The 17929-nt window shown below is 59.3% G+C and carries 13 protein-coding genes; 1 reads left to right on the top strand and 12 read right to left on the bottom strand.

The window, feature by feature from the left end; genetic code table 11:
* Positions 1 to 36: 36 nt before the first annotated feature.
* From astE to ACQKPC_RS16150, 7 genes are all read right to left on the bottom strand, one after another.
* A complete protein-coding gene (gene astE / locus ACQKPC_RS16180) occupies positions 37 to 1047 on the bottom strand; it encodes a succinylglutamate desuccinylase (RefSeq protein ID WP_427625513.1) in 1011 nt (336 codons plus the stop codon).
* A gap of 12 nt (positions 1048 to 1059) precedes the next feature.
* Positions 1060 to 1350 carry a hypothetical protein gene (locus tag ACQKPC_RS16175; protein WP_007904718.1) on the bottom strand — a complete coding sequence of 97 codons (291 nt, stop codon included), beginning with the start codon at positions 1348 to 1350 and terminating at the stop codon, positions 1060 to 1062.
* A 20-nt stretch (positions 1351 to 1370) separates the two neighbouring features.
* Positions 1371 to 2717 (bottom strand): N-succinylarginine dihydrolase, encoded by a 1347-nt coding sequence (gene astB, locus ACQKPC_RS16170; protein ID WP_427625512.1) that lies wholly within the window; start codon positions 2715 to 2717, stop codon positions 1371 to 1373.
* Between the two features lie 161 nt (positions 2718 to 2878).
* The gene (gene astD, locus ACQKPC_RS16165) at positions 2879 to 4348 is read right to left on the bottom strand and encodes a succinylglutamate-semialdehyde dehydrogenase (protein WP_427625518.1); all 1470 of its coding nucleotides are present in this window, start codon (positions 4346 to 4348) and stop codon (positions 2879 to 2881) included.
* On the bottom strand, positions 4345 to 5370 hold the full coding sequence (gene astA / locus ACQKPC_RS16160) for an arginine N-succinyltransferase (protein WP_008071838.1): 1026 nt from the start codon (positions 5368 to 5370) through the stop codon (positions 4345 to 4347). Before astA ends, astD begins: the two co-directional genes overlap by 4 nt.
* Positions 5371 to 5456: 86 nt before the next feature.
* A complete protein-coding gene (aruF, locus tag ACQKPC_RS16155; RefSeq protein WP_427625511.1) occupies positions 5457 to 6476 on the bottom strand; it encodes an arginine/ornithine succinyltransferase subunit alpha in 1020 nt (339 codons plus the stop codon).
* A gap of 228 nt (positions 6477 to 6704) precedes the next feature.
* Entirely contained in the window at positions 6705 to 7925 is a 1221-nt protein-coding gene (locus tag ACQKPC_RS16150) for an aspartate aminotransferase family protein (protein WP_007904683.1), read from the bottom strand.
* A 306-nt stretch (positions 7926 to 8231) separates the two neighbouring features.
* On the opposite strand from ACQKPC_RS16150, the gene ACQKPC_RS16145 reads away from it, so the two are divergent.
* Positions 8232 to 13265 (top strand): dermonecrotic toxin domain-containing protein, encoded by a 5034-nt coding sequence (locus tag ACQKPC_RS16145; protein ID WP_427625510.1) that lies wholly within the window; start codon positions 8232 to 8234, stop codon positions 13263 to 13265.
* 33 nt (positions 13266 to 13298) lie between these two features.
* Here ACQKPC_RS16145 and argR read toward each other — a convergent pair whose 3' ends face one another.
* The 5 genes from argR to ACQKPC_RS16120 all read right to left on the bottom strand — a co-directional run bounded on the left by argR (position 13299) and on the right by ACQKPC_RS16120 (position 17877).
* The gene (argR, locus tag ACQKPC_RS16140; RefSeq protein ID WP_008071845.1) at positions 13299 to 14279 is read right to left on the bottom strand and encodes a transcriptional regulator ArgR; all 981 of its coding nucleotides are present in this window, start codon (positions 14277 to 14279) and stop codon (positions 13299 to 13301) included.
* Between the two features lie 307 nt (positions 14280 to 14586).
* On the bottom strand, positions 14587 to 15351 hold the full coding sequence (locus ACQKPC_RS16135; RefSeq protein WP_007904680.1) for an ABC transporter ATP-binding protein: 765 nt from the start codon (positions 15349 to 15351) through the stop codon (positions 14587 to 14589).
* A gap of 27 nt (positions 15352 to 15378) precedes the next feature.
* A complete protein-coding gene (locus tag ACQKPC_RS16130) occupies positions 15379 to 16491 on the bottom strand; it encodes a M14 family metallopeptidase (RefSeq protein WP_427625509.1) in 1113 nt (370 codons plus the stop codon).
* A 1-nt stretch (position 16492) separates the two neighbouring features.
* The gene (locus ACQKPC_RS16125; RefSeq protein WP_427625508.1) at positions 16493 to 17191 is read right to left on the bottom strand and encodes an ABC transporter permease; all 699 of its coding nucleotides are present in this window, start codon (positions 17189 to 17191) and stop codon (positions 16493 to 16495) included.
* Entirely contained in the window at positions 17188 to 17877 is a 690-nt protein-coding gene (locus ACQKPC_RS16120; RefSeq protein ID WP_007904805.1) for an ABC transporter permease, read from the bottom strand. The genes ACQKPC_RS16125 and ACQKPC_RS16120 overlap by 4 nt, the downstream gene beginning before the upstream one ends.
* Between the last annotated feature and the right edge of the window lie 52 nt (positions 17878 to 17929).

The raw sequence follows: 17929 nt of genomic DNA, 5'->3' as shown, positions 1-17929 counted from the left end.
TCCCACGCGGAGCGTGGGAACGATCATGTGTTGTGCCTACGCGAGGTTTTCGTCGGTGGTCGGCACGATCAGGATGCCGGCGCGCAGGCCGTTCTTGACCTTGGGGTTCGGGAAGATGATCCGGGCGCCCTGCTCTTCGATGACCCAGCGGGTATTGGCGATATCCTCGGCCAGTACATACCCCACCTTCAACTCTGAAAAGTTCTCGATATCCGTCGGCAGGTTCAGGCGGAAGCTATCGCTGTGCTTGATGACTTCCCGCGCGACGCTGAACAATTGCAAGCCATCCAGTCCGTCGTCGGTCATTGGCGGCTCGGTGCCTTCGATGATCTGCTTCAGGCGGGTTTCAAGAAGGCTGACGTTGACCCCATCGTTCTGCCCGAACGGCCGGGCCTTGCCCAACTCCAGGGTGAAGGACTCGGCATCGAGCTTGTCGTAGGTATAGGAGCTGAAGACGATGGAGGGTTTGTTCTGCAACAGCACCGCTTCCATGCCGGCGGCGCGCAGGCGAGCCAGTTCCAGGCGTGAATGCTGACGACCTTCTTTCCAGGGGTACAGGGCGAACTGCTCGATTTTCGAGCCACGGATCGCCGTGTGCAGGTCGTAGTGCAGGCGATTGCGGTCCGGCAGGCTGAAGAAAGTCGCCGCCAGCCGCTCCAGCTCACAAGCGCGCAACGCCTCGGAACCACTGGTTTGTTCGTGCCGGCCGTTGAACAGCCGATTGACATCCTGCTCGATGAAACGCTCGCCTTTGCGAATTGCTTCCGGGTTCCCGAACAGGAACAGAATACGTGCGCACGGCTTCAAGTCACCGCGGGCGATGTCATGCAACAGGCGATCGAGCAGCTCGATCGGCGCTGTTTCGTTGCCATGGATGCCGGCCGAAAGCAGCAGGTCCAGGCCATTGTCGCGGGCTTCAGGTGGCCGGACTTCCAGCGCACCTTCGCTCAACCAGCGCATCCGCACGCCTTCGACAGTCAGTTGAGTCTTCTCCGCCGGTTCGCGGCCGGCGAGGGTCAGTTCAAGCAGTTTGCCGAGGGCGAGCATAGAGCGGTTTCCTTAGTGGTCGTGATTGCAATCCGGGCCGTGTACGTGGTCCTCATCATCACCGACGTCCGCCGGTTCCATCTCCAGTTGCAAACTTACCAGATTAGTCGCCAATGGGCGCAGCAGCAGGTTGGCGTATTCAGCGTCACCTTCTTCAACGTCCACGCCGATCAGCAACTGGCCGCGGCCGTCCTGCTGGATCCACAGCTCTTTGCCTTGCCACATGACCGCGACGCGGGTGCAGGAAGTTTCCAGTTGCGTGCCGTCGGTGTCTTCAAGGATCAGCTGCAGGGTATCGCTCATGTGTTTTACGCTCTCGACGTTCAATTGATCTGGAATGGATAAACCGCGCCCAGTTTAAGGATTTGCGTCAGTTCATCCAGTGCCGTCCGGCACTCAAGCAGCAATTGCGGGTCCGCCAGATCGTTTTCGGTCATGCGGTCGCGGTAGTGCTTGTCGACCCATTCGGTCAATGTGCCGTACAACGGTGCCGTCATGATAACCCCTTGGTTGACGGCCGCCAGTTCGGTTTCGTTAAGTGCGACGCGCAACCGCAGGCAAGCCGGGCCACCGCCGTTCTGCATGCTCTGCTTGAGATCGAAAACTTTCACCTCGCGGATCAGGCCGCCAGAGCTGGTCAGGCCTTGCAGGTACTGCCAGACACGCTCGTTGCCACGGCATTCTTCCGGCACGATCAATAGCATGGTGCCGTCAGGACGCGACAGCAGCTGGCTATTGAACAGGTAGGAACGTACCGCGTCTTCCACGGTGACCGCGGAACGCGGTACGCAGATCGACTGAAATTTGCCACCGGCTTTTGCGAGTTTGCCTTGCAGTTCAGCCAGCATCTGCTCGGTGTCGAGGAAGGCGTCCTCGTGATAGAACAGCACCTCGCCGTTACCCACCGCGATCACGTCGTTGTGGAACACGCCCTGATCGATCACCGAAGGGTTCTGCTGGGCATAGACCACGCCGTCATCACTCAGGCCGTGCAGACGCGCGACGGCCTGGGACGCTTCGAGCGTCTGGCGTGCCGGGTACTTCTGCGGATTCGGGTAACGGGTGTCGAACGCGCTGCGACCGAACACGAAAAACTCGACGCCAGCTTCACCATAGTCACGGCAGAAACGGGTGTGGTTGGCCGCGCCTTCGTCACCGAACTGCGCCACGGCTGGCAAAGCGGCGTGGTGAGCAAAGTGCTTCTGATCGGCGAACATCGCCCCCAGTACGCGGCTGGTGGTTGGGTGTTCGATGCTGCGGTGGTATTTGCAGTTCAGGTTGGCGGCGGTGAAATGCACGCGGCCATCCGCGGTGTCGGCGCTCGGGCTGACCGTGGCGGCATTCGCCACCCACATGCTCGACGCCGAGCAACTGGCAACCAGCAGCGGCATGGCTTCTTTGGCGGCGCGCTCGATCACCTGAGCATCGGTACCGCTGAAACCCAGTCGGCGCAATGCGGCTACGTCCGGACGTTCTTGTGGCGCCAAAACGCCTTGCTGAAAGCCCATTTCCATCAGCGCTTTCATCTTCGCCAGGCCTTGCAGCGCGGCTTCCTTCGGGTTCGAAGACTGCTGGCTGTTGCTCTGGGACGCGACGTTGCCGTAGGACAGGCCGCCGTAGTTATGGGTCGGCCCCACTAGACCGTCAAAATTGACTTCATAGGATTTCATCAGCGAGGCTCCACGAGAATCTGTTGTTATGGCTTCAGTAACTATTCAGTAAGACCGCGGCGCGGCCATCGCCAGCAGGCTGGCTCCCACAGTGATTGGGTCGCACACAAAATTTGTGTACACCACCGAACCTGTGGGAGCCAGCCTGCTGGCGATGGGCATCACGCCATTTTCACGCCAGGCGTGAGAGCCGCTGGCATGGTCAGGCTCGGGGTTTCCAGCGAGGCCACCGGGTACGCGCAGTAATCTGCGGCGTAGTAGGCACTGGCGCGATGGTTGCCCGATGCGCCGACACCGCCGAATGGCGCACTGCTCGCCGCACCGGTCAGCTGCTTGTTCCAGTTGACGATACCGGCCCGGCTTTCCAGCCAGAACTGCTGATAACGCGCTTCGGAATCCGACAGCAAACCAGCCGCCAGGCCATAGTCGGTGTCGTTGGCTTCAGCGATCGCCGCTTCAAAATCAGCGTAGCGGATCACTTGCAGCAGCGGACCGAACAGCTCTTCGTCCGGGCGATCGGCAACCGCCGTTACGTCCAGAATGCCCGGGGTCAGCAAGGCTGCCTGAGCCTGGGGCTGAGTCATTTCCAACAGCGCCACGGCGCCGTTGGCCAGCAGATGTTCTTGCGCATCCATCAGCGCTTTTGCAGCGCCGAGGGAAATCACCGAGCCCATGAACGGCGCCGGTTGCTGATCGAACGCACCGACTTCAATCGTCGAGCTGACCGCCACCAGACGCGCCAGCAGCGTATCGCCCCAGGCGCCTTGCGGCACCAGCAAGCGACGGGCACAGGTGCAACGCTGACCGGCAGAAATGAAGGCCGACTGAATGATGGTGTAAACGGCGGCATCGAGGTCCGCGACCTGATCCACCACCAGCGGGTTGTTACCGCCCATTTCCAGTGCAAGGATCTTGTCTGGACGACCGGAAAACTGCTTATGCAGGTGATTGCCGGTACGGCTGGAACCGGTGAAGAACAGACCGTCGATGCCCGGGTTCGCCGCCAGGGCAATACCGGTTTCGCGAGCGCCTTGCAGCAGGTTCAGCACACCAGCCGGCAGACCGGCTTCGATCCAGCACTTGACCGTCAGCTCGGCCACTTTCGGGGTCAGCTCACTCGGCTTGAACAGCACGCTGTTCCCGGCCAGCAGCGCCGGCACGATGTGACCGTTCGGCAAGTGACCGGGGAAGTTGTAAGGGCCAAACACCGCCACCACACCGTGCGGTTTGTGGCGCAATACCGCAGTGGCGTCGCCCAGCGGGCCGCTCTTCTCGCCGGTACGTTCGCGATAGCTCTGCACCGAGATGGCAATCTTGTTGACCATGCTGGTGACTTCAGTCGCCGCTTCCCACAGGGGTTTACCGGTTTCTTCACCGATGGTGCGAGCCAGCTCGTCAGCGTGATTCTTCAACGCAGCGGCAAAGGCTTCCAACACGCTGATGCGCTCTTCCAGGGTACGGCGAGCCCAACCCGGGAACGCCTGACGCGCGGCTTGCACAGCCGACTCGACCTGACCGGTCGTGGCGCCTTCGCCGGCCCACAGCACTTGCTGGGTCACCGGGTTTACCGATTGAAAGCTTTCACCCTGACCAGCCAGCCATTCACCGGCGATGTATAGCGAATTCATTATTTCGACTCCCGAGCAGCGGACAACGGAACGGCGCGCACTTGATCGCCGGCGTTGAGTTGAAGACGTTTGGCGGTCAGCGGATCGACCACCAAAGTGCCGGCGGCGAAGCGTGCTGGCGCGGCAGTGATCCGGCAGTCTTCGCGCTTGCGGTTATGAATCAGGAACGGCGTGGCGTCGTCACCCGGGGTGCCGATGGCCAGCACCAGCGCCTGGCTGTCGCGCACCGCACGGATCTTGGTGGTTTCGCATTCCACCGCAGGGCCGGCATCAAAGATGTCGACGTAGCCTTGATAGCTGAAACCTTCACTCTTGAGCATCGACAGCGCCGGCTCGGTGTCTGGATGAACCTGGCCAATCACGTTGCGCGCATCTTCGGACAGGAAGCAGGTGTACAGCGGGAATTTCGGCATCAGTTCGGCGATGAATGCCTTGTTGCCCACACCCGTCAGGTAATCGGCCTGGCTGAATTCCATCTTGAAGAAGTGACGGCCCAGGCTTTCCCAGAACGGCGATCGGCCCGCCGCGTCGGACATGCCGCGCATCTCGGCAATGATCTTGTTGCCGAACAGTTGAGGGAACTCGGCGATGAACAGCAGACGCGCCTTGGCCAGCATGCGGCCATTGAGGCCACTGCGATAATCGGCATGCAGGAACAGCGAGCACAGTTCAGAGTTGCCGGTCAGGTCGTTGGCCAGGAACAGCGTCGGAATTTCGCGATAGATGTTCAGCTCTTGGGAGGCGCTGACCGTCAGGCCGACCCGGAAGTTGTACCAGGGCTCGCGCAGGCCGACGGCGCCGGCAATGGCGGAAATACCCACCACACGGCCATTGTCGTCTTCGAGTACGAACAGGTAGTCCGCATCACCGCGCCCGGCTTCGCCGCGGAAGGTCTTCTCGGCCCAGCCGACCCGATGAGCCAGACGTTCTTCGTTGGCCGGCAAGGTGGTCAGGCCAGTACCGGTGCTGCGGGCCAAGTCGATCAGAGCGGGTAAATCGCTGCTGCGTACGGGACGAACAATCATGCTATCTCCTCAAACGGGCCGCTTGAGCCACCCGTGAAACTCGCTGCTTTACTAAGCATTCACTCTTTTAGGCATAGCAGCAGGCGTTAAACCGCCACCAGGCGCACGCTGGCACCTTCACCGACGCCCAAGGCTTCGGCCGCTTCAAGATCCAGGGTTACGGGTTTGCCCGGCGCGTAATCGAGCTCAAGCAAAACGGCGCGGTAATCCTGCAACTGGGCATTGGCCACCAGATACTGACGACCAACGCCTTTGACCGGCTCGCCGATTTTCACCGGCACTACACGGCTCTGGGCGATCGAACGGATCCCCGAGACGCGGGCATGCAGCGTCGGGCCACCGTCGAAAATGTCGATGTAGTGATCGGTCTCGAAGCCTTCGCGCATCAGAATGTCGAAAGTGATCTGCGCCCGCGGGTGCACCTGGCCCATCGCCTCTTGAGCGGAATCCGGCAGCAACGGCACGTAGATCGGGTAATGCGGCATCAGCTCGGCCAGGAACGTGCGGCTTTTCAGGCCACACAGACGCTCGGCTTCGGCGTAGTTGAGGTCGAAGAAGTTGCGACCGATGGCATCCCAGAACGGCGAGTCGCCATTTTCATCGCTGTAACCGACGATCTCGGTCACCACCGAATCGGCAAAGCGCTCCGGATGGCTGGCCACGAACAACAGGCGACCACGGGAATTGAGCTCAGCCCAAGGCGAACCCACCAGTTCCGGCTTCACGTAGAAACTGGTCAGCAAGCTGTTGCCAGTCAGGTCGTGGCACTGGGAGAGCACGTGGATCTTGTTGTGAATCTTCAGCTCGCGGGAGGCGTGCACAAACGTTTCGTTACGAAAGCTGTAGAACGGCTCGGAATAACCGGCCGAGGCAACGATGGCCGAACAGCCGACCAGCTTGCCGGTGGCCGTGTCTTCGAGGACGAAGAAATAGCTCTCTTCGCCGTTGAAGCTGACTTCAGCGGCGAACGAGGCTTCGCTTGCGGCGATCTTGTCGCTCAGGCGTTCAACGTCATCCGGCAAGGAAGTGACACCAATCGGGCTGTCCGCAGCCAGACGCTGTACCTCGCCCAGATCAGCCATTTGCGCGGGGCGCATCACCAGCATGGTGTCACTCCTTAATCTCAGAACTTACAGAAGAAAAAAACCCGGGCCATCCCTGAAACAACTCAGAGTCAACTGTGGGAGCTAGCCTGCTAGCGATATCGTCCTGTCAGGCAACAATGATGTTGGCTATCAGGCCCTCATCGCTAGCAGGCTAGCTCCCACACTTTTGATCCAGCCCGAAACAAATATTTGGATCGACGCCTGAACAGTCAGGCGTCGAAAGGTCTATCAGGCTTGCGTCAGCTTCGCCGCGGCGCGCTCGAAACGGTCCAGACCGGCATCGATATCGGCGTCTTCAACCACCAGGCTTGGGGCGAAACGAATCACGTCCGGGCCGGCTTGCAGAATCATCAGGCCTTCACGCTCGGCGGCGTTGAAGATGTCTTTGGCCTTGCCTTTCCAGGCATCGCTCAGCACGCAACCGAGCAGCAGGCCCAGACCGCGGACTTCAGTGAACAGGCCATACTTCTCGCCGATCTGCTCAAGACGGGTCTTGAACTTGTCGTGCTTGGCATTGACGCCATTCAGCACTTCGGGCGTGTTGATCACATCGATCACCGCTTCAGCGACAGCGCACGCCAGCGGGTTGCCGCCATACGTGGTGCCGTGGGTGCCGACGACCAGGTGTTTGGCCAGGTCTTCGGTGGTCAGCATCGCTGCGATCGGGAAACCGCCGCCCAGGCTCTTGGCGCTGGTCAGGATGTCCGGGGTCACGCCGTAATGCTGGTAGGCGAACAGCTTGCCGCTGCGGCCCATGCCGGTCTGAACTTCGTCGAACACCAGCAGTGCGTTGTGCGCATCACACAGCTCACGGGCGCCTTGCAGGTAAGACAGCTCGGCCGGCAGTACGCCGCCTTCACCCTGGATCGGCTCCAGAACCACCGCGCAGGTCTTGTCGGAAACAGCGGCTTTGAGCGCGGCCAGGTCGTTGTAAGGCACGTGGGTGATGCCGGTGATCTTCGGACCGAAGCCGTCGGAGTACTTCGACTGGCCACCGACGTTCACAGTGAACAGGGTACGGCCGTGGAAGCTGTTGAGCGCGGCAACGATTTCGTACTTCTCGGTACCGAAACGGTCATGGGCCACGCGACGGGCCAGCTTGAAGGCGGCCTCGTTGGCTTCAGCGCCAGAGTTGCAGAAGAACACGCGCTCGGCAAAAGTGGCGTCGACCAGCTTATGGGCCAGGCGCAAGGCCGGCTCATTGGTGAACACGTTGGACACGTGCCACAGCTTGTTCGCTTGCTCGGTCAATGCAGCGACCAGCGCCGGGTGCGCATGGCCCAATACGTTAACGGCAATCCCGCCGGCGAAGTCGATCAGCTCGCGGCCAGACTGGTCCCAAACACGGGAACCGGCACCACGCACAGGAATGAAAGCGGCTGGCGCGTAGTTGGGAACCATTACCTGGTCGAAATCGGCGCGTTCTACCGCAGCGTGCTCAACGGACATCGGAGTCTCCTGAAAAGGAACACTCGCCTGAAACTGGCGAGCGATGAGGGGATTGTAAGGACAGTTTTCAGCCCGGCCTTGCCGCCAAGCGACAACTTCTTATAGCGCAAACACAGGTTTTGCCCGGGTTTACGGCAATGCGACAAATAGCGTCGCAAAGGCGCAGTTTAAACTGCTGGCGGGGTTTGCGGCAGGCGTGCTCAGTTCTATCTGATGCGGTGTTGCCGATGGCGGTAAATATGTACCGCACGTCGTTCAGGCTGATGGGTTTTGCTAGGGGTCTTTCGAACCCAGACGACCTCTTCCATGAACATGAACACCGAACACCCAGAAGCTTCGATGCTACCTTTCAGGCCGGATGCGCACTATCAGCACCTGATGAGCGTCATTCCTTCCTGGTTGATGCAGGCGAACGCACAAAAGCGCGAAGCCTTGCTGAAGATCAAACCGCAGCTACCCGCTGAACTCAAGGCAGCCTCCAGGGCACAGCACGTCGAACTGGGCAAACTCAATGCACGGCATTGGGAGGCGCAAAACCGTGTCGATCGGGCCTTGGCGCGCCTACAAAACGCCAGCACCTTTGCCGAGCCAATACTTGCAGCCGAGATCAAGAAACGCTTTGGGCTGGAACTGGATGTCAGCCATACCTTTTTGCGTCTTTATATTCCTGCCCGCATTCCCTGGCTGCGATTGAAATCCGGGGCAGCACGCATCTGGACCGTGTCGCTGCTGGATGCCGCCCTGCACAATTTTGAAAGCAGCGAGACGACAGACCAGGCCTTTGAGTCCGCTTCCACCTATATCACCCCGCCTTCTTCCACCGGGCAATTCAAACAACTGCCGCATATCCTGCAAAAAATGCCCATCGCTGCATTTACCCGATTGTGCCGGGAACTGGACATTGGCGAGCGCTACAAAGAGCACCTTGAAGAAAACCTGGGCCTGCGCAATCCGGTGGCGACAGCGGTCATGCAATCCAAAGTTCGCAACAGCCAGAAAGCGGCACTCACCGCCGCCCTGCAAATGGCGTACATGCAAAACAAGCTTGGCGGTGCTGTTCATCAACTGATCCTTGGCTTATTGGATGGCCTGCAACACTTGCGCCTGCGCGGCCAGGAATGGGGCTGCCATGAACTGACAATCATGAACGCCAACCTGACCGGTATCGTGCTGTTTGCCCCGGATCTGGAGCGTTCGCACGAAACGGTTCGGGTAGTGGCCTATATTCCCGACGACCCCGAACACCCGATCAAGGAGTATTCCTCCACCGGCGCATTCGCCCAGGAACTGATCCAGCGCTTGCGCAATCATGACTATCAACAATTCTTCAGTCGCTTTATCGACCATGAGGATCGCGGGCACTTTTTCGCTCAGTTGAACAACCGCCTCACCCCCATCATCTGGCAACCGCTTCAACCTGGCGATTCGCGCCCCACGTGGAGAGAAAATCCAGACCAGCGCGTCAACCTGCAAATGGCGGCAGTGCCAATCCAGGGCGATCTGTGGACTCATCTCTACCAGCGCAAACTGGACAAGATCCTCAACGATGCACGGGTCATCGCAGTATCCACTGCCCTGGTCGACCAAAAAGCCCGATGGGTGTTATGGGACTCCTTCACAGAAATTGCCTCGGCGCTGTTGAACATCGCAGCCTTTGTCGCCCTGCCGTTCGTGCCGTTCCTTGGCGAACTGATGCTGGCCTACGTGGCGTACCAATTGCTCGACGAGACCTTCGAAGGCATCGTCGACTGGGCAGAAAGCCTGACAGATGAAGCGCTCGAACATTTCATGGAGACGGTTCAGTCCGCGGTACAGCTGGGCACCTTTGCGGTAGGAGGCACCCTCGTCGTGGGGGAGTTTCGTTCAGTCCTGCCTCGAGAAGTCGTTGAGTTCATTGACCGTTTCAAACCGGTCAAGACACCGAATGGCGAAACCCGCTACTGGAAGCCCGATCTGGCGCCGTTCGAACAACGCGCAGAACTGCCCAAGGGTTCGCCAACCGACGAACGCGGGCTGCACAACCATCAGGGCAAAACCCTGTTGAGGCTGGAAGACAAACTCTATGCCGTGATCGAGGACCCGCAAACCGGCCAGCACCGCATCGACCACCCGACACGCCCCGACGCCTATAAACCAGTGCTTAAACACAATGGCGAGGGCGCCTGGCAGACTGAGCTGGAGCAACCGCTGGAATGGGATCAGGCCAAGTTGTTGCGCCGTATCGGTCCCGACATGGAACGTTTTTCCGCCATCGAGCGTGAGCGCATGCTCAAGATCAGCGGCGACGATGAAAACACGCTGTGCAAGATGCACACGGATGTCGAACGGCTGCCACCGATGCTGGCCGACACCCTCAAACGGTTCAGGATCGAACAGGACATTCAAACCTTTATCGAACAGATGAACAGCGACCGGCCTGAAGACTTCCTCAAGGCCGATCCCGTGACACAGCTGGAATTACTCCACGAAAACGGCTACTGGCCCGAGCGAAAAGGCCTGCGCCTGATTGATGAAAAGGCTCAAACCCTTTGGCAAAGCCCCGGCTCCGCGGTGCCGGACCTGCAAATCGATGTCACTCAAATGAACGACGACGACTTGCTCAAAACGTTTCTTCTGACACTGGATGAAGCCGAAATAAAAACGCTGATGGGCGAAGAATTCGGAGCCTCCGTCGCCCGTCTCGACACCCGCACTCGCACACTGCGTCGCACGCTGGCTGAGATTGTCGAACGCAAAAGAGCCATCTTGTTCGACTATCGCTATCGCAAACTCGAACGCGGCGCTCGCGCCCTGGCACACACCATCATCAACGCCGAACCCGGCCTGCCGACGAGCCTCGCAGAAGCGGTGCTCGACACGGCGAGCGATCAGGAACTGCAACAGCTCAAACAGGGAACATTGCCCGGACGACTGGTGGAACTGAGCCGTGAGGCCGCTTTGCAAACACGGGTGACACGCGCCTACGAAGGCCTTGAGCTTAAGTCGACCGCCGATAACCTCGACACACAGCGACTGGCCCTGCACTCGCTAGAACGTTTACCGGGCTGGTCGGGGCAACTGCGCATCGAACTGCGGCAGTACAGCTATGAGGGACAACTGATCGATAGCGTCGGCAAAACGGATGCGCCGCTGCACAAGGTCCTGGTCATGACTGAAGAGGGCCCGTTTCAGGCTTATGACGAGACAGGCCAGGCACTCAACTCCGTCAGCGACTTGTATACCAGCCTGCTGCAGGCATTCCCCGACATCGAGCGTAGCGCGCTGAAGATCCATATCGGCGAAGGTGAAAAACTCAAACAATCGATCCGCGAACATGCCTTGAGTCGCGACGAGTTGCGCGCACTGCTATCGCATCACCCCATCTTCAAACCCACTTACGACCCATCAGTGATGCGTCTGCTGGGTGGCTCCGAAGGCTATCGGCGTATGCCGAGCCAGCCACCGACGTTACAAGCCAGAGCCCATAATCTGTTCCCCCATCTTTCGGCCGAGGAACTGCAGGCGTACGTCGAACGGCTACAGCTGCATCCGAGCGGGCCGCGAGCAGAATTGACGCGACTGATCGGCGAACACGAAAGGCTCGTCGATGAACTGCAACTCTGGACCGGCGATATCCCGCTATATATCCCGGATACCGATGTCAGAATCGTCGCCAACCAGTTCTCCACACAACAACGCAATCGCAGGCAGTTCATGAACCAGCTGCTCGACTGCTGGCGTCGGCAGGCTTCCCACCCCCTGACCGACACCTGGCAGGTCGATTTTATTTTTTCCCGGCCGATTTTGGGCGAGCTCCCGGTGCTGAGCGCCGATTTCACTCACGTGAGCAACCTCTCATTGACCGGCCATCGAGCCACTCGGGGCGTGAATGGATTCTTGAAGCGCTTCTCCGGGCTGCATCGTTTGGCCCTGCGCAATTTCAACCTTGGCAATATCCCGGACGCCATCACCCAATGGCCGCACCTCAACGAACTGATTATCAGCGACTGTGCGCTCACCCTCACCCCGCAGAGCCAGGCGACACTCGCGGCACTGAGCGAGCTGACAACACTGGAGCTGTATCACAATCCGCTGGGGTTACTCCCCAACGTCGAAAACATGCCCGATCTGGATTACATCGATGTGGCAGGGACCGGCATCTCCAGCATCCCCACCGGTTTGCTGACGCGTCCCCATCTTCGAACCGCCCTGCTCAATGACAATCGAATCCCGGAACTGCCTGCCGCCCTCTTCGAATTGCCACCGGACATACAGAATGGCTTTGACCTGGGCGGCAACCCGATTTGCGCAGCAGACCGCGAACGCATCAAGCGCTACTTCGTCAAGACCGGCCTTGACTTCGGTGTCTTTGCTGAACAGGAGGATATCCAACGATTACAACGACTCTATCCGCGACTGGATCAAGAGCGAGCCAGCGATTTCATCTATCGCCTGCCTGGCACACTGCAAGAGGGCCAAACAGAGCTGACACGCCTGGAAGGCGAGTTCGAAACGCTGAGGACCACCCTGGAAATCTGGACCCAGGACATTCCCACCCACCACCCGGTTTCTGGCCAAGCCCTGACGGACGCGGAGCGGGTACTCGAAGAGTTGAACCGTATTGAAACCAAACGGATTCTAGAGCGTTGCTGGCGCCATGAAACCAATGTGGATGGGTTCAACGCGACACTGACACCCACCTATGATTTAACGCTGACCATCAACATCACTGGCAACCTGCCGGTGCTGAGTGCCGACTTCAGCCACGTCACACTGCTCTATTTGCACAGTAGCGCCGGCATGACCTCAGGGGCCGGGCGTTTTCTGGAATGCTTCCCCCGCCTCAAAAGCCTGACCATCCGCGAATACACACTGAACGAAATCCCCGACGCCGTTTTCAGAATGGGCGATCTGACAGCATTGGCCCTGACCCGGTGTCAACTCACCCTGACCGCGCAAACCGTACTCGAACTGGCACAAATGGAACGCCTGGATTATCTGGAGCTGAGCAACAACCCATTGGGGCTGACACCCGACGTCAGTCAGATGCCCGAGCTTGCCGTACTGCTGTTAAACAGCACCGGCATCACCGAGTTTCCCCCTGGGCTGCTGCAACTCGAGTTTCTGGACGTGGTTGATCTGAGCGCAAACGCGATCATTGAGATACCCAGCGACATTCTGGAGCTGCCGATGGAAATTGGCGAAAGCCTCAACCTGAGAGGGAATCCGTTGTCCGAAGACAGCCTTCGACGACTCTTTGATTATTTCAGGTTGAACAACGTTGACTTCGGGCTTGATGAAATCATCGATAACGCGCAACTGGAGGTGTCGTCCTCTGGAAACTCAGAGGTTGACGAATAATCAACGCCTGGTTCGAGTTAGCCTTGCGCAGATTCAACCGCGCTCGGACGGCACCGATGACAACTCGAACGGGCTGCTGCTGCGCCGCTGGTTGCGATCTTCCCGCGGCGTGGCACCGAAGAAGTTGCGGTAGGCGCTGGAGAAATGCGGCCCCGAAGAAAAGCCACACGACAGGCCGATCTGGATGATCGACTTGCTGGTTTGCATCAACATTTGCCGGGCCTTGTTCAGGCGCAATTCCAGGTAATACTGGCTCGGCACACGGTTGAGGTATTGCTTGAAGATCCGCTCCAGCTGCCGACGCGATACGCACACGTGCTGGGCAATTTCGTCGGTGGTCAGCGGCTCTTCGATATTGGCTTCCATCAGCAACACCGCCTGGGTGAGCTTCGGATGACTGGAACCGAGGCGGTTCTGCAGCGGAATGCGTTGGCGTTCGCCGCCCTCGCGGATGCGCTCGACCACCAGCTCTTCCGACACCGCACCGGCCAGTTCGGCGCCGTGATCGCGGGCCAGCACCGCCAACAACAGGTCGAGTACCGACATGCCGCCGCACGCGGTCAAGCGATCGCGATCCCAGTCGAACAGGTGACTGGTGGCAATCACCTTCGGGAAACGCTCGGCGAAATCGTCCTGCCAGCGCCAGTGCACGGCAGCGCGATAACCGTCGAGCAAACCCAATTGCGCCAACGGGTAAACACCGGCCGACAACCCGCCGATGACACACCCGGCGCGCACCAGTTGTTTCAACCCACTGCTGAGCGCTGGCGCGAGCGAGGTCGGCGGCTCGTCGGCGAGCAGGAACAGTTTCTGGAAGTTTTCGAGCTTGCCGGCCCAGGGCTCACCCGGCAATTGCCAGGCGCCTTCGGTCGGTGGTTCGGCCTGCAAAAACGACAGTTCGTAAACAACGTCCGGATGCACACGCTGGGCAACACGCAAGGCCTCCTCAGCCAGCGCAAGCGTCAGAGCTTTAGTGCTGGGCCAAATCAGGAAACCAATTCGATGGGCAGTCATGGCGGGCAATCCGAAGCAAAGAACAGAATGAAGGCATGGGCCAAGGCTAGCCCGTAAATGAACACAAATCTTGAAACCGGCAAAGATCAAATATGGGAGCTGGCTTGTAGCCCCCCCTAATGTAGGAGCTGTCGAGTGAAACGAGGCTGCGATCTTTTGATCCTGGCTTTTTAAAAGATCAAAAGATCGCAGCCTCGTTTCACTCGACAGCTCCTACAGGGGTTGGCAAACCAGCTCCTACAGGAGATCCGGGCCAGCCTTTAGGCTGCGAAGCATGCACTATCGCGGTGCACAACGGCAGTCCTGATTATTTCAAGCTGCCGGACAAAAATTGTTGCAAACGCTCGGACTGCGGATTGACCAGCACTTCGCGCGGGTTGCCGCTTTCTTCGACGACGCCTTTGTGCAGGAACACCAACTGGTTGGACACTTCACGGGCAAAGCCCATTTCGTGCGTCACCACCACCATGGTCCGGCCTTCCTGCGCCAGGGCCTGCATGACTTTCAGCACGTCACCAACCAACTCAGGGTCGAGGGCCGAGGTCGGTTCGTCGAACAGCATCACCTCAGGCTCCATCGCCAGCGCGCGGGCAATCGCTACACGCTGCTGCTCGCCGCCGGACATGTGCCCAGGGTAAGCATCTTTGCGATGAGCAACACCGACCTTGTTCAGGTAATGCTCGGCCTTCTCGCGAGCTTCTGTCTTGGACATGCCGAGCACGTGGACCGGCGCTTCCATGATGTTTTCCATCGCGGTCATGTGCGACCACAGATTGAAATGCTGGAACACCATCGACAGGCGCGAACGCATGCGTTGCAGCTGTTTCGGGTCGGCGGCTTTCAGCGCGCCGTCCTTGTTGGCAACCAGTTTCAGCTCTTCGTTGTTGAGCAGAATCTTGCCCGCGTGCGGCTGCTCGAGCAGGTTGATGCAGCGCAGGAAAGTACTTTTGCCGGAGCCACTGGAGCCGATGATGCTGATCACATCGCCAGCCGCCGCTTTCAGGGACACGCCCTTGAGCACTTCGTGACTGCCATAGCGTTTATGCAGGTCTTGGACTTCAAGTTTGTACATGCGGTCGGTTCTCACAAAAACAGTCAGTCAGTCGTTGAGCAAGCGCCCGTGACGCAGCGCTTCGCGCCCCGCCACCTTGGCCAGCCAGAAACCGGGTTGGGCATAACGCAGCCGTTCAATGGCAAACAGCACCCCGGACGTACCAGCACACACCGTGCTGACCCGATCCGATAACGGATCGATCACTTCAAAAATCTCGTCACCCGCCTCAACCCACTCACCGGGTTTACGCAGAAAACTCACCACGCCCGGATGCGGCGCGAACAGCAATTCGGTGCCTTCGAACGGCAGGCCTTCGCAAGCGTCTTGCGCAGGTTTTGGCCACTCACCGCTGATCAAGCCTTGTTCGGCGAGGAACGCCAGAATGCCTTCGGCGTAAGCCTCCGCCTCTGGGCGACCGGTATCGGATTGGCCGCCCAACTCGATGGTCGTCGCCAGGCAGGCCAGTGGAATCTGGGCATCCGGAAACAGACGCGACAGACGCAGCCATGGCAGCGAACACGCTTCATCAAAGGAGCTGCCGCCGGAATCTTCCGCCAACAGCCCGACCTTGACGTTCAAGTGTGCGGCCAGCGAACGCCAATGCGGCCAGTGTTGCGGCAAGGCGTACATGTGCAGCGCCGCTTCGCAATCGCAGTGCAAATCCAGCACCACGTCGGCATTGCAGGCATGGCTGAGCAGGATGCGCTGCATGCCTTGCAACTGACTCGCGGCAGGCGGCAAGGCAGCCAGCACATCGCTCATGGTTTCTCGGATCAAACGGACATTGGCGTGAGGATCGTCACCCAGATGCCCTTGCAGCTCAGCGGCCACAGGCTCGCTCAGCTCGACGAAATCGCGGTTGAAATTCTTGCCGCTACCCGCCTCGAATCGCCCCTGATGATTACCCTGAAGCAGTTGACCCAGGCCCAGTGGATTGGCCACCGGCACCAGTTCGATCACACCGTTGAGCAAGCCTTGGGCTTCGAGTTCGGTCAGGCGCTTTTTCAGCTCCCAGGCCGTGCGCATCCCCGGCAGTTCATCGGCGTGCAGGCTGGCCTGGATGTAAGCCTTGCGCTCGCCAGCACCGAAGCGGAACACCGAAATCCGGCGTTCGCTGCCCAGGTGGCTCCACGGCAATGCATGATCGATGCGTTCCATATCAGTGCTTCCGCGGGGCCAGATAGCCCAGCCAACGCAGCTCGGCCATTTTGAACAGGCGCACCAGAATAAAGGTCAGGCACAGGTAGAACACGCCGGCGGTGATGTAGGCTTCGAACGGCAAGTAGAACTGAGCGTTGACCGTACGCGCGGCACCGGTGATGTCGATCAGGGTCACGATGGACGCCAGACTGGTGGTCTGCAGCATCATGATCACTTCGTTGCTGTACTGCGGCAGTGCCCGGCGCAGGGCCGATGGCAGCAGAATCCGCTTATACATTTTGACCCGTGACATGCCCATGGCCTTGGCCGCTTCGATCTCGCCATTGGGCGTGGCACGCAGGCTACCGGCGATGATTTCAGCGGTGTAGGCGCTGGTGTTGATGGCGAAGGCCAGGCACGCACAGAACGTGGCGCTCGACAGCCATGGCCAGAGGAAGCTTTCACGCACCGCTTCGAACTGCGCCAGACCGTAGTAGATCAAAAACAGCTGCACCAGCATCGGCGTGCCGCGAATCACGTAGGTGAACAGCCAGGCACTCATGTTGACGACCGGCTGCTTGGAGACGCGCATCAGCCCCAGCGGCAGTGCCGCCAGCAAACCGAAGAACAGCGACAGCGCGAGCAGTTTGAGGGTGGTCACCAGGCCGCCGAGGTACAGCGGCAAGGCCTCCCAAATGACGTTGTAGTCGAAGATCATAGATCAGCCGCCCTTACGCCTACCGAGTAGCGCTTCTCAAGGTGACGCAATGCCAGCAACGAGACGCTGGTGATCACCAGGTACATCGCCGCCACTGCGAGGAAGAAGGTGAAAGGCTCGCGGGTAGCATCTGCCGCCTGCTTGGCCTTGAACATCATGTCTTGCAGACCGACCACCGAAATCAGCGCGGTCGCCTTGGTCAGTACCAGCCAGTTATTGGTGAAACCCGGAATTGCCAGACGAATCATCTGCGGCACCAACACCCGGAAGAACACCTGAAAACTGCTCATGCCGTACGCCATGCCGGCTTCTGCCTGCCCCTTCGGGATTGCCATGAAGGCACCACGGAAGGTTTCCGACAGGTACGCACCGAAGATGAAGCCCAGGGTGCCGATGCCGGCGGCCAGCGGGTTCAGGTCGATGTAGTCGTCATAGCCGAGCATCGGCGCGACACGGTTGAGCAGGTCCTGGCCGCCGTAGAAAATCAGCAGGATCAGCACCAGATCGGGAATACCGCGGATCACCGTGGAATACAGATCGCCCAGCCAGGCCAGCCAGCGTATTGGGGACAGACGCAGCGCAACGCCGATCAGACCCAGAACAATGGCCAAGACCATGGACGACAAGGCGAGCTGAAGCGTCAGCCATGCGCCATCGAGGATGACAGCCCCGTAGCCTTTCAACATGATTCAGGTCCTCGAAAGTTGGGATGAAAAAATGGCGCAAACCTCAGAGATC

The organism is Pseudomonas sp. NPDC089918 (assembly GCF_050280605.1).
Lineage (GTDB): Bacteria > Pseudomonadota > Gammaproteobacteria > Pseudomonadales > Pseudomonadaceae > Aquipseudomonas.
Note: the sequence above shows the minus strand (reverse complement) of the source record. Positions and strands in the feature narration are given on the sequence as shown.

Bases quoted from the DNA above. Each gene is read 5' to 3' on its own strand.
- astB (WP_427625512.1), bottom strand. From the start codon at position 2,717: ATGAAATCCTATGAAGTCAATTTTGACGGTCTAGTGGGGCCGACCCAT.
- ACQKPC_RS16135 (WP_007904680.1), bottom strand. From the start codon at position 15,351: ATGTACAAACTTGAAGTCCAAGACCTGCATAAACGCTATGGCAGTCAC.
- argR (WP_008071845.1), bottom strand. From the start codon at position 14,279: ATGACTGCCCATCGAATTGGTTTCCTGATTTGGCCCAGCACTAAAGCT.
- ACQKPC_RS16150 (WP_007904683.1), bottom strand. From the start codon at position 7,925: ATGTCCGTTGAGCACGCTGCGGTAGAACGCGCCGATTTCGACCAGGTA.
- ACQKPC_RS16125 (WP_427625508.1), bottom strand. From the start codon at position 17,191: ATGATCTTCGACTACAACGTCATTTGGGAGGCCTTGCCGCTGTACCTC.
- astA (WP_008071838.1), bottom strand. From the start codon at position 5,370: ATGATTGTTCGTCCCGTACGCAGCAGCGATTTACCCGCTCTGATCGAC.
- astE (WP_427625513.1), bottom strand. From the start codon at position 1,047: ATGCTCGCCCTCGGCAAACTGCTTGAACTGACCCTCGCCGGCCGCGAA.
- ACQKPC_RS16145 (WP_427625510.1), top strand. From the start codon at position 8,232: ATGAACATGAACACCGAACACCCAGAAGCTTCGATGCTACCTTTCAGG.
- aruF (WP_427625511.1), bottom strand. From the start codon at position 6,476: ATGCTGGTGATGCGCCCCGCGCAAATGGCTGATCTGGGCGAGGTACAG.
- ACQKPC_RS16175 (WP_007904718.1), bottom strand. From the start codon at position 1,350: ATGAGCGATACCCTGCAGCTGATCCTTGAAGACACCGACGGCACGCAA.
- ACQKPC_RS16130 (WP_427625509.1), bottom strand. From the start codon at position 16,491: ATGGAACGCATCGATCATGCATTGCCGTGGAGCCACCTGGGCAGCGAA.
- ACQKPC_RS16120 (WP_007904805.1), bottom strand. From the start codon at position 17,877: ATGTTGAAAGGCTACGGGGCTGTCATCCTCGATGGCGCATGGCTGACG.